At 45.9% G+C, this 20,636-nt stretch carries 10 protein-coding genes; 5 read left to right on the top strand and 5 right to left on the bottom strand.

Annotated elements, in window-relative coordinates:
* Positions 1-116: 116 nt before the first annotated feature.
* Positions 117-1,835 (top strand): NAD-dependent DNA ligase LigB, encoded by a 1,719-nt coding sequence (gene ligB, locus BMZ28_RS12960; RefSeq protein ID WP_074823784.1) that lies wholly within the window; start codon positions 117-119, stop codon positions 1,833-1,835.
* 15 nt (positions 1,836-1,850) lie between these two features.
* On the opposite strand, the gene BMZ28_RS12965 is transcribed toward ligB, so the two are convergent.
* Positions 1,851-2,360 carry a GNAT family N-acetyltransferase gene (locus tag BMZ28_RS12965; protein WP_197723512.1) on the bottom strand — a complete coding sequence of 170 codons (510 nt, stop codon included), beginning with the start codon at positions 2,358-2,360 and terminating at the stop codon, positions 1,851-1,853.
* Positions 2,361-2,876: 516 nt separating this feature from the next.
* Here BMZ28_RS12965 and BMZ28_RS17515 point away from each other — a divergent pair.
* Positions 2,877-5,423, top strand: a complete 2,547-nt coding sequence (locus BMZ28_RS17515) for an autotransporter outer membrane beta-barrel domain-containing protein (protein ID WP_074823787.1) — start codon at positions 2,877-2,879, stop codon at positions 5,421-5,423.
* Between the two features lie 477 nt (positions 5,424-5,900).
* Here BMZ28_RS17515 and ampC read toward each other — a convergent pair whose 3' ends face one another.
* Positions 5,901-7,058: a class C beta-lactamase gene (ampC, locus tag BMZ28_RS12975; protein ID WP_047779550.1), complete on the bottom strand. Its 1,158-nt coding sequence runs from the start codon at positions 7,056-7,058 to the stop codon at positions 5,901-5,903.
* A 240-nt stretch (positions 7,059-7,298) separates the two neighbouring features.
* Here ampC and BMZ28_RS12980 point away from each other — a divergent pair, with 240 nt between their 5' ends.
* A complete protein-coding gene (locus BMZ28_RS12980) occupies positions 7,299-8,186 on the top strand; it encodes a LysR family transcriptional regulator (protein WP_074823951.1) in 888 nt (295 codons plus the stop codon).
* An 88-nt stretch (positions 8,187-8,274) separates the two neighbouring features.
* On the opposite strand, the gene acrD is transcribed toward BMZ28_RS12980, so the two are convergent.
* From acrD to BMZ28_RS12995, 3 genes are all read right to left on the bottom strand, one after another.
* Positions 8,275-11,394 carry a multidrug efflux RND transporter permease AcrD gene (gene acrD / locus BMZ28_RS12985; protein WP_074823790.1) on the bottom strand — a complete coding sequence of 1,040 codons (3,120 nt, stop codon included), beginning with the start codon at positions 11,392-11,394 and terminating at the stop codon, positions 8,275-8,277.
* A gap of 202 nt (positions 11,395-11,596) precedes the next feature.
* Complete coding sequence (locus tag BMZ28_RS12990; RefSeq protein WP_074823793.1) at positions 11,597-12,145, bottom strand: YbhB/YbcL family Raf kinase inhibitor-like protein; 549 nt, start codon at positions 12,143-12,145, stop codon at positions 11,597-11,599.
* A 105-nt stretch (positions 12,146-12,250) separates the two neighbouring features.
* Positions 12,251-13,039: a helix-turn-helix transcriptional regulator gene (locus BMZ28_RS12995; RefSeq protein ID WP_074823796.1), complete on the bottom strand. Its 789-nt coding sequence runs from the start codon at positions 13,037-13,039 to the stop codon at positions 12,251-12,253.
* A gap of 1,006 nt (positions 13,040-14,045) precedes the next feature.
* Here BMZ28_RS12995 and BMZ28_RS13000 point away from each other — a divergent pair.
* Complete coding sequence (locus BMZ28_RS13000) at positions 14,046-14,423, top strand: BON domain-containing protein (protein ID WP_074823799.1); 378 nt, start codon at positions 14,046-14,048, stop codon at positions 14,421-14,423.
* An 815-nt stretch (positions 14,424-15,238) separates the two neighbouring features.
* Entirely contained in the window at positions 15,239-20,458 is a 5,220-nt protein-coding gene (locus BMZ28_RS13005; RefSeq protein WP_074823801.1) for an FKBP-type peptidyl-prolyl cis-trans isomerase N-terminal domain-containing protein, read from the top strand.
* Positions 20,459-20,636 lie beyond the last annotated feature (178 nt).

Below are 20,636 nucleotides of genomic sequence, written 5' to 3' on the forward strand. Positions count from 1 at the left end.
AGCATTACATTTCCCGCCATTTTTTATTCTTACTCTCTTCCAGATTGATTTTTTGCCACTACTCATCCACCGAAATTCGGCTTGAAATAGCGATTCTTTGTCAGGAGATGATCATCATGTTGCTATTTATCAAACTGTTAATTGGTTGGTTGTTGCTCTATTTGAGCGGGGGAACGGCCTGGGCACAAGGGGTGGCGGATTGCCCGGTCTGGAATAAAACTCAAGCGGTACGTGAGATCGGTGCATTGGATGCTCAGCTTGCCCGTTGGGATGAAGCGTATTATTTCCGCGGTGTGTCGCAAATTGATGATGGCATTTACGATAGCTTGCTTCAACAGCGGCAGAACTGGTATGCCTGCTTTGCCGAGTTTGTGGTCGATATGATTCCGGTTAAAAAAGATATTCCCCTGCTTCCGTTGCTTCATCCGGTGATGCATACCGGATTGATTAAGCTGGCGGACATTCAGTCGGTTATGCGTTGGATGGCGCAACGGCAGGACTTATGGATACAGCCCAAAATTGATGGTGTTGCGGCTACGCTGGTGTATCAACAGGGGCATCTGGTGTCGGCAATGAGTCGAGGCGATGGTGTAAAAGGTGAAGACTGGACAGCCCATGCCTTGAAGATTAAGGGGATACCGCAGCGGCTACCAACCGAACGCCAGCGTTTGGTGGTGCAAGGGGAGCTGTTCTGGCGTTTGGATGGACATGTTCAACGGAGGGATGGTGGTCAGAATGCCCGGTCTAAGGTGGCCGGTGCCATGATGAGTAAAACGCTGTCGCCACAAGCTATTGAGCATATTGAGTTTTGGGTCTGGGATTGGCCTGATGGCCCGGAAGATATGCCTTCACGTTTGAATGAGCTAAATCAGATGGGCTTTCGGTATGGAACAGATAATACGCATTCTGTGGATTCATTTGAGAAAGCGCAGCACTGGTATCAGCATTGGTTTGATACGGCGCTGCCCTTTGCCCGAGACGGTGTGGTTATCCGTCAGGGAAACAGACCATTAGGCATTAATTGGATCGCGAAACCCCCAACATGGGCGGCCGCATGGAAATATCCAGCGGAAAACGTTATTGCTGAGGTTCAATCGATTAGCTTTAATGTGGGAAGAACCGGTCGTATTTCGACGATAGTCAACGTTAAGCCGATTAAGTTGGATGATAAGTGGATTCGTAAGATATCCATTGGCTCATCCGCGCGTTGGAAAACGTTGGACATTCGCCCCGGCGATCGCGTTGTATTGACGCTGGCTGGGCAGGGAATCCCGCATATTACTCAGGTAGCTTGGCGTTTGGCTGAGCGAGCAGTGGTGAATGTACCCGATGAAACACAATATCACCCACTAAGTTGCTGGACGTTAACCCGCGACTGCGAACAGCAGTTTATCTCCCGGCTGGTCTGGCTCAGCGGTAAGCAGGGATTACATCTGAAAGGGCTTAGCTATAAAACATGGCAACAGTTGGTCGCTTTAGGCTGGGTGAAGGATATGACTTCTTGGCTTTCCCTGTCGGAAGCAGAGCTTATTGCAATGACTGGGGTAGGCAAAAAGGTAGGTAAACAAATGCCTCAGCAATTTATGCAATATATCAATGCAGCCCGGCAACGTGACGCCGCACAATGGTTAAGAGGATTAGGGCTGAATTTCATCTCAACGGAAAAGATTCGTCATATTGGTTGGCATCAGTTAACCAATATGAGCATAGCGGACTGGCAAAAAGAGCCTGAAATTGGTGCGAAGGGCGCCCAACAGGCATATGAATTTATACGGCATCCACAGGTTCAGACTGCGGTTGAACACTTAAAAGCCGCAGGCATTCAAGGATTCTAAACCCCCATTGTGCGTTTAGACTGTCATTTCCTGATACATATAACAGGCACCTTCACCATAGGCGGCGAGTTTTTCGGTCAGTTGTGGCGTATTGTCGACGGCAATATAGCCTTGATTAAGCCAGTAATGCGTGGCCTGAGCCAGTGAAACTAAGCTACTGTGTCGAAAGCCTTGCTCAATGGCACTGTTGCGGGCTGTGATAAACAGTGCTTTGCCAACGCCTAATCCCTGTGTGCTGGGTGAAATGGCACAATCGTGAACAAACCAGCTATCCGCGTGTTCCGGTAGGGTAGCTAATACCTCTCCCAGCGCCGGTGGAAAAGTACGGATCCACGGATAGGAAATGAGATACCCCAGCAATTGATTCTTTTCTGTTGTGGCGACCCAGCAGGTATTGGCCGACAGTTGTAGGCGGTTTTCATAGAATGCTTGGCTTTCTAACAGGTCAGAATGGTAAACCGAAGCCTGAATATCAAAGATGGCGTCTAAATCAGCCAGTTTCATCGGACGGATGTGGTACTGCATGGGTAAGCCTTTGGTTATTTTTTATCGCGTTCGTCAATAATTGACCCAGTATAAGATGATCTCATTATTTTACTACCGTATTAACAATGGATTTATCCTTATTAAAAATATGGTTATTTGACGTTATTGAAAGAGCGTTATTGTGCTTACTGATATGGCTGGCGCTAAAACTGAGATATTGGTCAATGGCATTTTCTTCATAAAATCAATCTTATATTTTTAATTTATTTACCTTCCTTAATTTTCTTTTTATTTTACGTGCTAAATTTTAAAATGTTGCCTTGTTTTTTCTGATATTTAATTTGAATTAAATTAAATATAAATATGTTTGTTTTTTATTGAATTTTTATTCGTTTGTTTTTTTTGATTTAATTATCCATTTTTTTAAATCAGTTGCTTTTTCTTTGCTTTGTTTGGTGATCGTGTGTTTTTTTGGTATGATCAAATGAGTTTTTGTTGGAATTTATATTGACGAAGTAATGGACTTTGTATTAAATCTAAGGAAAGTTAAGTAAAATGAAACGGATAAAGAAAACCAATCTAAAGAAAAGCTATGTGTGTTTAGCCGTTGTTGCAGCTCTTGGGCTAACACTATCCTCACCGCTATCCTACGCCAGAGATATCACCGTAACAACCGATCTTTCTGATAAAACATATTCCGTTGCCAAGAGTGATATCGTTAATGTGAATGCCGGTGGTGTTATTGGCAATGGTAGCAATAGTGCGGTATTTATTAATGGCGGACAATTAAATATCAATAAGCAAGGTGAAATACGTGGGATGGTTACCATGTATCGGAAAGGTATTCCGGCGGCGCTGAATATTAATGAGGGGGTAGTAAAAGGGAGTATTTATATTCATGAGGAAGATATAGCTCTTGCCCCAATAAAACACCTTACAATAAATAAATCGACAATTATCGATAATTCTGGTCAGCTTATTACGGTAAGGCGCGGCTATCTTAATATTAGCGGCTCTGAGATTATTAATGAGCAGGTTGGCGGTTTGGGTATCGAACTTCAAGGTAATTGGCCTGCCAGCGTTGGGGCAGGGATTATGAACCATATTACTGACTCAAAAGTATCAGTGAAAGGCAATACCGCTATTTTTAATGGTTACAATAATTTATCCATTAGCGGCACTGAAATTAACGTATCTGGCAGTGGTCAGTTTGCCATAGGTCTATCTGCAGGAGCTGGTATAGCAGAAGTGGATGCCAATACATTCTTGAACAAGAGCAAGATAAATTCAGACGGCATTGGAGCCAGGTTTGCTGGTGGTAAGGCTTATATTTCGGGATCGGAAATTAATGCTAAGGGTGATTCCGGTATTACTACGGTTGGCGGGAGCCTCAAGCTTAGTGAAAAATCGGTGGTTAATGCTAACAGTGATGCCATAGGTTTATATGTTAGTTATATCGATAATAATATTATTATCGATAATTCAACGATCAATGCTGAAAATAATGCCTCTATTGTTGTTGCCAAAGATGCCGTGGCGGATATCCAATTACAGAACGATGCTAGCCTGACTAGTGGAACCAATACCATTCTGAACGTGATGGATAATGCTACGGTGAATTTTGGCGTAGATAATAGCGCTATTTCTGGTGGTATTGCTGCAACAGAGAACGCATCTTTAAACGTTACTTTGCAGAATAATTCCTCATTTAGTGGTCATACGGAAAATGTGAAAAGCATCACTATCGATGAACAAAGCCGCTGGAGTGTAGAGAAAGATTCCTCTGCCAGCAATGTGAACAATAATGGTCAGATCGTTTTCTCCTCCTTAACCAGTACTCAACGCTCGTTGCCATTCTCTCGTTTAGACATGGAAAATTTATCCGGTAACGGTAGTTTTGCGATGAGAGTCGAAGGCGCTAGCGGTGACTTTCTGAATGTCACGGAAACCACTCAAGGCAAACATACCGTTTACCTATCGGGTAGCGGTTCGGAAGGAAGTGATGGATATCATCTTATTCATGCCAAAGGTGGCGTAGCAGATTCATTTGCTCTGTCTAACGGTGTGGTAGAGCTGGGAACCTATCAATATAGCCTTAAACAATCAAACGACGATTGGTATCTGACGTTAGGTAATGATCCAAAACCGGATCCAACGCCGGATCCCACTGAGCCTAATTCAAAACCTCGCACCAGTACCTCAACAGATGCGGTGTTAAGTATGGCGGCAGCGAATCAGTTTATTTTTGACGGTGAAATGCAGGGCTTGGGCAAAGGCGGACTGAATACCCATAAGGGTAACAACGGTAATGTGTGGGGACGCTATCTCACCAATAATACCCGGATCCATACCTCCGGCAATGCGGCGTTTAAATTGCAGCAGGATGGTCTTCAGATTGGTGGAGATAAAACCTTTGAGCTTTCTTCCGGTGCATTGTTAGCCGGGGTCTTTACCTCTTATACGGATAACACCGTTAAGCATGCTCGTGGTGGCCGCAGTAATATCGATAGCTATGCTTTAGGCGTCTATTTAACCTACTTTGACAATATCGGTTATTACATTGATAGCGTGATTAAAGGCAACCGCTTTAATAATGACATGAAGGCTCGGATGGTTAACGGTGACTATGCCACCGCTGACTATCACCAAAATGCCATTGGTGGCGCACTGGAAGCGGGATACCATTATGATATTACCGACGCCTGGTTTACTGAACCGTATGTGCGCGGCAGCTACTTTACCGCTGAAAGCAAAGATATTGAGCTTAACAATGGCATGAAAGCGAATACCGGGAATAACCGTTCCGCTCGCGGAGAACTGGGGGCGATCGTTGGTACTAAATTCTCTCTGCAAAACGGCAGCGAAATCAGGCCTTATGCCCGACTGGCGATTGAGCGTGAATTTATTAAACATAATACGGTGACTATTAATGACACCAATGATTTCAACAATAACCTATCCGGAAATAGCGGAAAATATGGGGCAGGCGTTGATATCAATATTAACGATAATACCTCGGTTTACGCTGAAGCCAATTATCGCCAAGGTGGGCATGTAGAATCGCCAATTATGGGAAATGTTGGTTTCCGCATCGCCTTCTGATTTAAACACACTCCATGTTGTATGCCACTCCTTTATGGAGTGGCACCTGTCTGAATAATTCATTGATATTAATGACTGTTATGGTCATTGAGATTACAAAAAGGTTCTCCCTGTCTTTCATCCGATCGGTTAAGAAAATGTGAGGTATTTATCTTTGGTCCTTTCTATTGAGCGCTGGAATTCAGCCGACAACAGAGAGAGGGAGCACGACCATCAGGGATAATGGGCGAGGCGCTGCTTTGCCGGGAGCATATCAGCGCCGGTGCGTTAACCCGAGCGAAGGCGGAGGGGAGCCGCCGATAGGCGGCCTGAATTAGGGGGCGAAGGCGAGGGAGTGCAGAGGGCGTTCGCCCAACGCCCTTTGCTCGGCCACGTGCTCCTTCGTTGATTTATTCTCTACACTGATAGTGGACGAAACTTTCGCTGTTATTAAACTTAACTGAACAGCATCCCCCCATCTCGCGCTTTAACCCCAATTTATTTATCGACTACCGGTTTATCCAGCACCTGCATAATTTTGTAGGCAGTTTCGATCCGCTCATCATTCGGGAACCATTTATTGGCTAAGATAATAATGGCGATTTTATGGGAAGGCACAAACACCGCATAGGTAGAGAAACCGCCGGTGGATCCGGTTTTGTTATACCAAGCGTCTGACATGGCCGCTTGAGGTGGTGTTATTGTTGTGGCTTTGCTGCCGTTCATGATCATTCCGGCATCATTGCCAGACAGTAATTCTTCTAACTTAGGTGGATAAGCATAGCTTTCCCACATGAGATTTTGAGTAAATGGACCCGCTTTATAATAGCCAATATGGGTATCATTAATTGCTTGTTGCCACTTTTCATCGACCTGAGCCACCTGCATATTGGCATCCAGATAGTGAATCAGATCGACAGTGCTTGATTTGATTCCATAAGATTCAGCATCAAGGGGGCCGGGCGTTACTCTGACCGGTTGGTCCTGCTTATTGTAGCCTTGAGCGTAGTCTGCCATTTGGCTGGATGGAACCTTGATATAGGTGTGTTTCATCTCTAATGCCGACAGCATTTTCGTTTCCATGGCATCAGCGAAAGATTGATGATAGCTATTGGCGGTAATCATGCCCAGCATCCCAATACCCAGATTTGAATAGACCCGATAAGAACCCACCTCATGTTCAGGTTTCCAATGCTGATAGTAATCCATCAACTGTGCGTTATTGGTGACTTCATCCGGAACGAATAAGGGAAGACCAGAAGTATGGGTAGCCAGATTTAACAGGCTAACGTTATCAAACGATGTGTTTTTTAAGGTTGGCAAATAGTGGCTGGCGGAGTCGGAGAATGACAGCTTACCTTCGTTCTGCGCATAGGAAGCCAGCGTAGCGGTAAAGGTTTTACTTAATGAGCCAATTTCAAATAGGGTGGTATTGGTTATCGGCTGCTGAGTTTGTTTTGACGCTACACCATAATTATAAAATTGATGTTCACCATCAACGGATATGGCAATAGCCATACCGGGAATCGAATATTTCTGTATTAATGGCTGAACAATATTATCGATCTCTGATTTATCTGCGGCATAGCCAACAGGCGTGATTAACGCGCTGAGTAGGGGAAGTAACAGGGCGTTGAAAAAAGGTGTTTTTATCATAGTAACAATCTCATCGTATTAACGTCGGTTGCGGATCGAAAGAAAAGAGAAATGGATATGCTGCAAGGATTTCTTATGCATTATCGCCATGGCTCATATAATATTAGCCTATATATTTCTCTATAATTCCAATATCCCGCCAGGGATGGTTGAGCAGGTAGATGAATATCCATTTTTATTGGTGTTTTGACAAACGATAATAATTTCAATCAGCATAAAGAAAAACTTATGGCTATCCCGATGCGTAACTGGCTTCCCTTTAATGCACTCCGTGCTTTTGAATCCTCAGCTCGTCACCTTAATTTTACCCGTGCCGGGCAGGAGCTGAATGTAACCCAGGCGGCCGTTAGCCAGCAGGTAAGAATGCTGGAGGAGCGTTTGGGTATTGTGTTGTTTAAGCGTTTACCTCGTGGGCTCGATCTGACGGAGGAGGGGCGGGCACTATTCCCAGTATTAACCTCGGCTTTTGACAGCATAGAATCGGTCTTGCAGAAATTTGAGGATGGTCACTTTCATGAAGTTTTAACGATTGCGGTGGTAGGAACATTCGCCGTCGGCTGGCTGATTCCTCGGTTGGCATCATTTAGAAAGGCATATCCTTTTATCGATCTTAGACTTTTAACTAACAATAATGTGGTTAATCTATCGGCAGAAGGCATGGATTTTGCTATTCGCTTTGGCGAGGGGCTGTGGCCGTCAACGCATAATGTGAAGCTGTTTACCGCGCCGTTAACGGTATTATGTCCGCCGGATGTGGCGGAATCGCTGAATTCTCCTGAAGATCTGAAAAACCATATGTTGATGCGTTCCTATCGTCAGGATGAATGGGAACACTGGTTTCAGGCGGCTCAGGTTATTCCCTGGCGAATTAACGGCCCAATATTCGATTCTTCACGCTTGATGGTTGAAAGCGCTATTCAGTGTGGTGGCGTTGCGCTGGCTCCCGCCAGTATGTTTACGCGTGAACTGCGGGAAAAAAAACTGGTTCGCCCATTTGATGCAGAAGTCGATATGGGGGCTTATTGGTTAACCTGTCTAAAATCGCGCACCATGACGTCGACCATGAAGATCTTTGAACAGTGGATTTTGCAAGAAATAGCCAACTCGGCGCAGGAACATAGCGCTTAAGTTAGCGCCAGAACTGCAATAACCCATCTATTATTGTTCAGATTGGGGGATGACAGTTCTGTTTATCGCTTGATTATGGCTTCCTCTGTTATTCAACAGATTGATGTGACTTGCCGGGAAATCTTTTGCGTACCAGCACAAAGAATACCGGTACAAAGAAGATTGCCAGGAAGGTTGCCGTCATCATTCCGCCGAGCACCCCGGTACCTACCGCGTGCTGGCTGCTGGAACCGGCACCATTGCTGATAGCCATCGGCAACACGCCAAAGATAAAGGCCAGTGACGTCATTAAGATTGGGCGTAGACGATAGCGGCAGGCTTCAAGCGTCGCAGAGATTAAATCCTTACCGTTACGGTGCAGGTCATTGGCAAATTCGACGATCAAGATGGTGTTTTTGGCCGACAGACCGATGATGGTTAACATCCCCACCTGAAAATAAACGTCATTTTCCAGTCCGCGCATCCAAGTGGCACAGATCGCTCCCAGCACACCTAATGGAACCACTAACATCACGGAGAAGGGAATCGACCAGCTTTCATACAGAGCCGCCAGACAGAGGAAGACCACCAGTAGCGAAACGGCATACAGCGCAGGAGCCTGTGAGCCGGAGAGTTTTTCCTGAAAAGACATCCCGGTCCATTCTTGCCCAATTCCTTCAGGAAGCTGGGCAACCAGTTTTTCCATGGTGTCCATGGCGGCACCGGTACTGACGCCGGGTGCTGCTTCACCGACAATTTCCAACGATGCATTGCCATTATAGCGCTCTAAACGCGGTGAACCGGATGTCCACACGGTAGAAGCGAATGCTGAAAACGGCACCATATCGCCGTTTTTATTGGTGACGTACCAACGGTTAATATCATCTGGTTGCATCCGATAAGGCGCATCACTCTGAACATAGACCTTTTTTACTCGCCCGCGATCGATAAAGTCATTCACATAGGTAGAGCCCCATGCGGTTCTTAAGGTGCTATTAATATCATCAATTTTTACCCCCAACGCCTGCGCTTTACGCTGGTCGGTATTTACCTGTAGCTGTGGAGTGTCATCCAGACCATTATGGCGAACTCGGGTTAGGGATGATTCCTTACTGGCCATTTGTAGTAAGCTATCTCGCGCTTTAAGCAATGCCTCATGGCCGAGGCCAGCATGATCCTGCAATTGCATGTTAAACCCGGCAGAACTGCCCAGTCCGGAAATCGCCGGTGGACTGCTGGCAAATACTCTGGCTTCAGTAATGTTGCTAAACGCTTGAGTAGCGCGTTCAATAATGGCGAATGAGCTATCTTCGGCGGCTGTACGTGCTTTCCAGTCTTGTAGACGAACGAACATTCTTGCGACGTTTTGACCATTACCTCCGGGGCCTGCCCCAACGATTGAAAACACCGAACGGACATTCTTCTTTTCCGCTTCCATAAGGTATTTTTCAACTTTCTCCACGACCTTCAGAGTTTGCTGTTGGGTTGAACCGACCGGTAACTGGATTTGGGTCATAAAGACGCCGCGATCTTCCAGCGGTAGAAAGGACGTTGGCAATTTCATAAATAGCCATGCCATCCCGCCAATAATCAGAATATAAACCAGCAGAGTGCGGCTACTACGGTGGATAATTTTCGCGACGCCCTGTTCATAGCGGTGGGCACTTCGCTCAAAGGTACGGTTAAACCAGCCAAAGAAACCCTTTCTGGTATGTAGCTGGCCCTGTGGAATGGGTTTTAGCATGGTGGCGCATAGCGCAGGCGTCAGAATCAGCGCGACCAATACTGACAGAACCATGGCGGAAACAATGGTAATGGAAAACTGGCGATAAATGGCGCCGGTGGTGCCACCGAGAAATGCCATGGGAATAAATACCGCGCAGAGTACCAGCGCGATACCCACCAGTGCACTTTGGATTTGCCCCATAGATTTGCGGGTCGCTTCTCGCGGCGATAGCCCTTCGATGGCCATCACTCGCTCCACGTTTTCGACCACTACGATGGCATCATCAACCAGTAGCCCGATAGCCAGCACAATGGCAAACATGGTGAGGGTGTTAACGCTGAATCCGCAGGCGTATAGGATGGCAAAGGTGCCGAGTAATACCACAGGAACGGCAATGGTTGGGATTAACGTAGCCCGGAAGTTTTGCAGGAACAGATACATCACCAGAAACACTAATAAAATGGCTTCAAACAGTGTTTTGACCACATCGTTTATCGATGCCTGAACAAAGGGGGTGGTTTCATAGGCATATTCGGCTTTTAACCCATGAGGGAAATAGGGTGCCAGCTCTGCTAATTTAGCTTTAACTAACTTATCCGTTTCTAATTCGTTGGCACCGGAAGCCAATTTAATACCCATACCGGAAGCTGGCATGCCGTTATAGCGGCTAAGGTAATCATACTTTTCTGCACCCAATTCGACGGTGGCAACATCGCCCAATGTGACCACTGAACCATCCTGATTAACGCGTAACGTGATATCACGGAACTGCTGCGGGGTTTGCAGCTGTGCCTGAGCATTCATGGTGGCATTGAGGGTTTGGCCTTCTACCGATGGTGTTCCGCCCACCTGACCAACGGCGATTTGTTTATTCTGGGATGAAATCGCCTCGACGACATTCTGCGTGGTCAGACGATAGTTGATCAGTTTGTTTGGATCGAGCCAGATACGCATCGCATATTGCGAGCCATAGGCATCAACGCTACCGACACCGTTAATTCGACTGAGGGGATCTTGCAGGTTACTGGCGACATAGTCGGAAATATCCTGACGATCCATACTGTGGTCGGTTGAAACGAAAGCCACGGTCATCAGACTGCTGTCGCCGGATTTAGAGACCGTGACGCCCTGCTGTTGAACATCCTGAGGTAGCTTTCGAGTGGCGCTTTGTAGCTTGTTCTGTACCTGCTGCATGGCTTCGTTGGGGTCGGTACCCGCCTGAAACGTTAAGGTAACAGAGGCACTGCCAGTACTGCTGCTTTGCGAGGACATATACAGCAAATTATCCAGCCCGGTCATACTCTGTTCAATAATCTGAGTCACCGAGTTTTCCAGGGTTTGTGCTGACGCGCCGGGGTAGTTGGCAGAAATTCTAACGGTGGGCGGGGCAAGATTAGGGTATTGCTCCACCGGTAATGCATTAAGGGCAAGAAGTCCTGACAGGCTGATAATAATGGCAATAACCCAAGCGAAAATCGGGCGATCGATGAAAAAATTAGCCATGGACGGTGAACCTCATAATATCTTCGTTGTTATTTTTATAGACTGACGATATCGCAAAATGGCGATAATACTAACGTATTCTAACGGGTCTGTAGGAGGGAAACGTGGAGAAAAAATGAAGTTACTGTAAAGAAATGTGGATAGCAGGAAAGAAGCCCCCCTTTCACCGGGCAGGTTCTCTCCTGAATGTGTTAAAACGCGCTTAACGCTGGTAGTAAGCAGTGATGGACGTTTTTGCTAATAGGTTCTGATGAATCATATAACCAACCATGGCTGAGGATGAATTTCCATCCAATGGAATGTGGTCAGTACTGAGCGCATATACCGTAAAGATATAGGGATGTGGTTTATCACCTTCTGGCGGACAGGGCCCGCCATAATTGGTCTGGCCAAAGTCGTTACTCGCCTGAATCGCACCCGATGGTAATGTTTGATTCGATGCCGAAATACCTCTTATTAACTGGTTAGTTTGGGCTGGAATATTGAAGACCATCCAGTGCCACCATCCGCTGCCAGTTGGTGCAGCAGGGTCATAAACGGAAACTGCAAAACTTTTTGTTCCGGCCGGTGGATTTTCCCAGTTTAACTCTGGGGAAAGATTACCGCCGTGACAGCCAAAATCCCCATAGACTTGCTCATTGTGCAAGGTTTGTCCTGATTTAAACTGCGGGCTGGTGACGGCGAATTCCGCTGCATTGACGTTGAAGACGGACAAAACCAGTAAGAGGGCTGTGGTGGTGATGCTTTTCATTGTGAACTTCCTTATATCGACCATAATGGCCACTATCATGCCGTAATCCATGGCGAGTTTTCGCGCCCGTAACGTTCAGATTATGCTCTGATACGTTTAATTTTATTATCGAGTTTTACGCAGCTCGCTTGGGGTGGTACCAAACTGTTTTTCAAAGCGAGAGGCAAATTTGGAAGGCGAGCTATAGCCAATATTCAGCGCAATTTGTTGAATATTATCGGCGCTGGTCATCAGTAAATGAGCGGCATAGCTCATACGCATATCGTGCAATATCTGGGTAAAACTGGTGTGTTCCTTATGTAACTTTCTTCTTAGTGTTGATTCACTCATATTCAAATTTTTTGCTAACTGCTCAAGTTGCCATGAATGGCCAAGATCCGCCTGTATCAACGTTCTGATGGTATTCGCCAGACTGTTTTCCGGGTGGGTATACAGAGTCTGACCGACGTGTTCAAAAGCCATAGTGAGTAATACTTGTTGCCAGGCGTGTTCAGCTCTGGTCATGGCAAGTTCTGATATCTCAGCGGTTTTAATCAGATGAATGAAATTCTCCAACTGTTGGCTAAGGGTGTCTGAGGGACTAAATACCGGATGTTGCTGATGATGGGAGGGAAGCTGGCTGCCGTACTGTTGCAGAAAGCGAATTGTCCAGGCTTCAGGGACGACGATGCAATGGGCAGAATACGGGCCTTGAGCCAACGGCATGTTTTCTACGCCAAATTGATACGGGGCGGGTAGCACCAGACATTCCCCCTGATGGCACCGGTAGTCGCTGTTTTCGGTGATTATCCGTTTTTGTCCACGCTGTACCCAAACTAAAAGGGGAGATGAGACGAGTAGTTGGCGCAGAACCTGTGGTTTTCTTGCTTGATAGAGAGAATAGATATTATTCATAAATTTCAGCCCAATATAATAGGGGACTTACTTTTATTGATGAAGTCCGTGATAGCATTCCTGCACAGAGGCTAGCATGGATTAAGAAAGCGTACTTCTTACTTTTCAGTCGGGAAGTCTCTGAACGTGTTGGTCGGTCAGTTATCGTGTTCTGATGAACCGTTTGTTGCTGTGCAGTGATGTTGTGTTACGGACTTGGGATAGGTATCTGTCGGGAAATAATCTGGGGAAAGTTGCGAGAATTTCAATATGAAAAACTGCATTTCTATTTTTTGAATAACGTTAAGGTTTACATCAGTGAGATGGTTATAAACGCTTCTGTTTTGCGATGATTCTGGCGATGGAACATCTATAACAATAGTGATTCAGAATAAAAAACGTATTAAAAAATAAGATGTTATTGAGATTGTCGTCTTTAACTTCAGTGATGATTTAATGACCTAATGGATTTATTGGTTGAAAAAGTCACCATGATATAAAACAGGGTGAACGAAGAAAATTAATTTTAAATACATTGTGAGTAGAGTTGATTGAATTTTTAATAAAATAAAAAACTCATTTTTTATTTTGATGGCTACATATTTGAATTTATTTTAATTGTTAATTTGTCCATAATTTATCTTTTGTTTTAAATTTACTTCATGATTTGTTTTGATGTATTTTTAGTTATTTAATTGCAATATTAACCCGTTTCATTTTATTTTTATGATCCAATTAAGATTAGATGTGTTATTCAATTCCTGTTCTGCTATTTGAATGAAATATTATTATACTAACCGTTTCTGATTGATTTAATTTGAATCAATACTGTCATATTAGTGTGGGGTTTTAGACCGAAAAAATGTTATTTTTTATTGATTATCAGTTTGTTGGGTTTTGATTTTGTGCTGTTTCATCGGTTTTTTTGCGGTGTTCTATAATTATCAATGTGAGGTGAGGTTATTGCCGGTCACGAAAATAATGTACTTTTAATCAGATAATTAATGCACAAATAAGGAAAGAATCAATGAAAAGCACTATGTTAAGCAAAGCGATGATGGTAGCGGTTTTAGGTTCTGTTCTGGTAGGTGGTAGCGTATTCGCTCAGGAAACGATAATGGACAAAGCCAAGGCGACCGCTGATGAGGCCGGAACTAAAATCGATTCCTCAATGAAAAAAGTTGATAACTACATGGATGACAGCGGCATAACGGCGAAGATCAAGACTAAGTTGTTGGAGGCCAAAGACATCAAGAGTACCGGTGTTTCGGTGAAAACTACGGATGGGGTGGTTTACCTGACGGGTCATGTTGCCAGCCAAGCTGAGTCTGAACACATTGTTAAGGTTGTTGGCGCGGTAGAAGGCGTTAAAAGTGTCAAAAATGACTTAGTGGTTAAGCCTTAATTGATAAATTGACGGATAAATAATGGACTATTTATCCTATTAAACCTACTCTGTCTCCCTTGATTGACGGAATATCATCAATTAGTTTAAGTTTTCTAGGGAGGTGCCCGCTATGTTCTGTTGGGCATCTTCTTTCTGGGTGTTACTGTGATGATTGTGCTGTATTAGGTTTTGATAGCCTGATAAGCATAGCTACGGTAACAACAGGCATATAGATAGTTTTTATCAGATTATCTTGTTTATTATCAGTTTTTTTACCGGAAAAAAAACGGTTTCAGAGGCAATGTTTGTTTTATTATTCTGATTGATTAAGATAAAAAGCCGATAGAGATGCGGGCTTTTTGTAAGGTATTATTTAATTAAATAAGATATAACCCATAAAATAATAAGTTGAGCTTGTTAATTGGTACGATAATGTTATTTAATTCACTATAGTGGTGACTGTTAGGAGTTTATTTTCTACCGATGACAGTTAGGGAAAAACATATTCATCATGTAGAAGAGAGGGACGGGATGAAGTTTAATTTTAAATACGGTTTTTTTTTGCTCTGATTTTACCCCTGATAACATCGGCTACCGATAGTGAACTATCGGAGAAAGATATTATTGGTGTCAGAGTTCAGGAAAGAAATGCAACGCCAAGAAAAAATGAACGCCCCGTTTCTCAACACTCTTTTGAACAGAAACAATCGGTTATAAGTGAAAAAAATAAAAAGCCGTTAAAAGCTATTCAGAAAACTGCGTCATCAGACGTTGATAAAATTAAATCTGAATTTAATCAAACCATCAGAAATAAAGATGCGGACATTGCTGAATTGCGGCGCCGTATTCTTTCCCTTGAAGCCAATCCCGCCAAGTCCGATAAACTCCAGCAGCAACTGAGCGAAGTGAAAGCAAAGCTGATTGCTGAGAAAGCCCGAGCCGATCGGTTAGCGAAACAACATAGCGATGCGGAGCAGCAGCGAAAAGCTCTGGAGGCGCAGCAGAAGGATAATGCAGCAAAACAAAACACCACCGCCGCCAAACAACTGCTGGAGCTGAAGGCACAACTGACGGCTGAGAAAACTCGAACTGAGCAGCAACTTGCCCGAGCCGATCGGTTAGCGAAACAACATAGCGATGCGGAGCAGCAGCTAAAGGCTTTGGAGGCGCAGCAGAAGGATAATGCGGCAAAACAAAACACCACCGCTGCCAAACAACTGCTGGAACTGAAGGCGCAACTGGCGGCTGAGAAAACTCGAACTGAGCAGCAACTTGCCCGAGCCGATCGATTAGCGAAACAGCATAGCGATGCGGAGCAACAGCTAAAGGCTTTGGAGGCGCAGCAGAAGGATAATGCGGCAAAACAAAACACCACAGCTGCCAAACAACTGCTGGAACTGAAGGCACAACTGGCGGCTGAGAAAACTCTCAGTGAACAGCAGCAAAGCCGTATTGATAAGTTAGCTAAACAACATAGTGATGCCGTACAGCAGCAGGTAGATCTGAAGGCTCAATTGGCTATTGAGAAAACTCGCATTGGGCAGCAGCAAAGCCGGGCTGATAAGTTAGCTAAGCAACATAGCGATGCAGAGCAGCAGTTAAAAGCTTTGGAAACACAGAACAAGGAACAGGCGGCACAACAACATGCCGCGGCAGCCAAACAATTGGCAGAGCTGAATACACAGCTGACGGCGGAGAAAGCCCGTAGTGAGCAACAGCAAAGCCGAGCTAATCAGTTAGCCAAACAACATAGCGATGCAGAACAACAGCGGATCACGCTGGCGCAGCAGTTAAAAACTTTAGAGACGAAGCAAAAAGAACAGTCGTCGCAACAAAATGCCGCCGCAGCCAAACAACTGGCGGAGCTAAATACGCAGCTGACGGCTGAAAAAGCCCGTGCTGAGCAACTAGCTAAACGACACAATGATGCAAATCAACAGTTAAAAGTTTTAGAAGCGAAGCAAAAAGAACAGGCCGTACAACAACATGCCGCAGCAGCCAAGCAGTTGGCAGAGTTGAATACACAGCTGACCGCTGAAAAAGCGCGAGCTGAGCAGTTGGCTAAACAGAATGGTGATGCTGAGCAGCAGCGGATCACGCTGGCACAGCAGCTAACAGCTTTAGAGATGAAGCAAAAAGAACAGTCGGCACAACAACATGCCGCAGCAGCTAAGCAACTGGCGGAGCTAAATACACAACTGACGGCCGAGAAAGCCCGCGCTGAGCAGTTAGCCAAGCAAAAAGAACAGTCGTCGCAACAAAATACCGCAGCAGCCAAACAGCTGGCAGAATTGAATACACAGCTGACCGCTGAAAAAGCGCGAGCTGAACAGTTAGCCAAGCAGAATAGTGATGCCGAACAGCAGCGGGTCACGCTGGCGCAGCAGTTAAAAGCCTTAGAGGCGAAGCAAAAAGAACAAGCGGCACAACAAAATGCCGCGACAGCCAAGCAGCTGGCAGAATTGAATACACAGCTGACCGCTGAAAAAGCGCGAGCTGAACAGTTAGCTAAGCAGAATAGTGATGCCGAACAGCAGCGGGTCACGCTGGCGCAGCAGTTAAAAGCCTTAGAGGCGAAGCAAAAAGAACAAGCGGCACAACAAAATGCCGTAGCAGCCAAACAGCTGGCAGAATTGAATACACAACTGACCGCCGAGAAAGCGCGAGCTGAACAGTTAGCCAAGCAGAATAGTGATGCCGAACAGCAGCAGGTCACGCTGGCGCAGCAGTTAAAAGCCTTAGAGGCGAAGCAAAAAGAACAAGCGGCACAACAAAATGCCGTAGCAGCCAAACAGCTGGCAGAATTGAATACACAACTGACCGCCGAGAAAGCGCGAGCTGAACAGTTAGCCAAGCAGAATAGTGATGCCGAACAGCAGCAGGTCACGCTGGCGCAGCAGTTAAAAGCCTTAGAGGCGAAGCAAAAAGAACAGGCCGCACAACAAAATGCCGCCGTCACCAAACAACTGGCAGAGCTAAATACGCAACTGACAGCCGAGAAAGCGCGAGCTGAACAGTTAGCCAAGCAGAGTAGCGATGCAAATCAACAGTTAAAAGCCTTAGAGGCGAAGCAAAAAGAACAGTCGGCACAACAACATGCCGCAGCAGCTAAGCAACTGGCGGAGCTAAATACACAGCTGACGGCCGAGAAAGCCCGCGCTGAGCAGTTAGCCAAGCAAAAAGAACAGTCGCCGCAACAAAATACCGCAGCAGCCAAACAACTGGCAGAGCTGAATACCCAGCTGACGGCTGAAAAAGCCCGAGCTGAACAGTTAGCCAAGCAGAATAGTGATGCCGAACAGCAGCGGGTCACGCTGGCACAGCAGTTAAAAGCCTTAGAGGCGAAGCAAAAAGAACAAGCGGCACAACAAAATGCCGCCGCCACCAAACAACTGGCAGAGCTGAATACCCAGCTGACGGCTGAAAAAGCCCGAGCTGAACAGTTAGCCAAGCAGAATAGTGATGCCGAACAGCAGCGGGTCACGCTGGCACAGCAGTTAAAAGCCTTAGAGGCGAAGCAAAAAGAACAAGCGGCACAACAAAATGCCGCCGCCACCAAACAACTGGCAGAGCTGAATACCCAGCTGACGGCTGAAAAAGCCCGCGCTGAGCAGTTAGCTAAGCAGAATAGTGATGCCGAACAGCAGCGGGTCACGCTGGCACAGCAGTTAAAAGCCTTAGAGACGAAGCAAAAAGAGCAGGCGGCACAACAAAATACCGCAGCAGCCAAACAGCTGGCAGAATTGAATACACAACTGACCGCCGAGAAAGCGCGAGCTGAACAGTTAGCCAAACAACACAGCGATGCAAATCAACAGCTAAAAGCTTTAGAGGCGAAGCAAAAAGAACAAGCGGCACAACAAAATGCCGCCGCCACCAAACAACTGGCAGAGCTAAATACGCAACTGACAGCCGAGAAAGCGCGAGCTGAACAGTTAGCCAAGCAGAGTAGCGATGCAAATCAACGGTTAAAAGCTTTAGAAACGCAGCAAAAAGAGCAGGCGGCACAACAAAATGCCACAGCAGCCAAGCAACTGGCGGAGCTGAATACCCAGCTGACGGCTGAAAAAGCGCGAGCTGAGCAGTTAGCCAAACAACACAGCGATGCAAATCAACAGCTAAAAGCTTTAGAGGCGAAGCAAAAAGAACAAGCGGCACAACAAAATGCCGCGACAGCCAAGCAACTGGCGGAGCTGAATACCCAGCTGACGGCTGAAAAAGCGCGAGCTGAGCAGTTAGCCAAACAACACAGCGATGCAAATCAACAGCTAAAAGCTTTAGAGACGAAGCAAAAAGAGCAGGCAACACAACAAAATGCCACAGCAGCCAAGCAGCTGGCAGAGCTAAATACACAGCTGACGGCCGAGAAAGCTCGCGCCGAGCAGTTAGCCAAGCAATATGGTGATGCCGAACAGCAGCGAGTTACGCTGGCACAGCAATTAAAAGCTTTAGAAGTGAAGGAAAAAGAACAGGCGACACAACAAAATACCGTGGCAGCTAAACAACTGGCGGAGCTGAATACACAGCTGACGGCGGAGAAAGAGCGCGCCGAGCAGCTAGCTAAACAGCGTAGCGATGTGGAGCAGCAACTAAAAGCTTTAGCAGAGAAGCAAAAAGAACAGGCGACACAACAACATAACGCAGCAGCCAAGCAACTGGCAGAGCTAAATACACAGCTAACGGCTGAGAAAGCCCGCGCTGAGCAGTTAGCCAAGCAACATAGCGATGCAGAACAACAGCGTAGTGAGCTGGCGCAGCAGCTAAAAGCCTTGGAAACTCAACACAGGGAGCAGTTGGCACGACACAATGCCGCCGCAGCCAAACAACGGGCGGAGTTGAATACACAATTGACGGCCGAGAAAGCCCAAGCCGTTTGGTTAACGGCTCGCACTGAGAAGTTATCTCAACAACATGGCGATACAGAGCAACAGCGAGGAGCGTTAGCACAGCAGATAAAAGCTTTGGAAACGCAGTACAAGGAGCAGACGGCACAACAACAGGCTGAGGCAGCTAAACAACAGGCGGAGCTGAATACACAACTGACAGCAGAGAAAGCCCGAGCTGAGGAGTTAGCCAAGCAGCATAACGATGCAGAGCAGCAGCGGATCGCGCTGGCGCAGCAGTTAAAAACTATGGAGATGCAGCAAAAGGAGCAGGCGGCGCAACAACAGGCTGCGGTAGAGAAAAAAATTACCGATCTGGAAAAGCAGTTAGCTGAGGAAAAAAACAGCAGACAGCAGGAGCAATCACGAGCAGATGGCTTGGTTAAACGACAGGCTGAACGTGAACATCAGATAGATAAACTGGCTGAGCAACTTGAAGAAACTCAACAACAGTTGAAAACGACGGATGAACAATTAACCAAGTTGGAGAAAACCAAGGCTCAGTCTGGTGCAGTAGCCTCGGATCTTTCGATCGCTAAAGTACCGCACAAGGCTGTTGAAATTCGTGACTATGCCATTGGCACCCAGTTGGGTGAAAAAGTGCAGGCTAGTCTGTTAGAAAACCAATCTTTTGGCGTGCGTAGTGAATCAGAATGGGTATTGAGGGGTATTCACGATAGCGTTATGCAATCGTTGCAGGTTGAACGAGAAGTGTTACTCAAAAAATTGTATGAGACTTACTCCGAATTGCATCAGAAATCACAGAAGTTAAAAAGTGAAGCAGAGGCCGCCGGTAAACGTTATCAAATCGCGTTTTCCCGTAAGCCAGAAGTAAAGAAAGATCCGATGGGTTTCTATTACCAGGTAGATTATCAAGGTGATAATGCGATTGCTGAAAATAGCGACGTTATTCTTTCAGTAAAAGAGAGTTTGATAGATGGTACTGTCATTGATGATACGGATGTTTCGGGTCATTTTATTACTCAGCCATTAGCCAGTTATCCACCGGTATTTAAAGCGGCTCTGGCTAATTTGAAGAATCATGGCAGTATCACGCTGGTGGTACCACCAGCCTTGGCTTATGGTGAGCAAGGAAGACTGCCGGATATTTTACCGGGTTCAACCATTATTTATCATATCCGCGTTGTTGATGCCGTTACTCGGAATTAATCACCATTCAGCGTAGTTCCCTTTAGATAGCGAGAAATCCTTATGGGTTTCTCGCTATTATTGGCCGGAATTTAAAGCATCCCTTAGTCGGTTTAAATATCGGTGTGGATTCCTAATCTGAGACGGATTCAGCCGATATCGCTCATTGGATTATCTTAATATCAACGTTATGATGCCC

Source organism: Pragia fontium DSM 5563 = ATCC 49100 (assembly GCF_900112475.1).
Lineage (GTDB): Bacteria > Pseudomonadota > Gammaproteobacteria > Enterobacterales > Enterobacteriaceae > Pragia > Pragia fontium.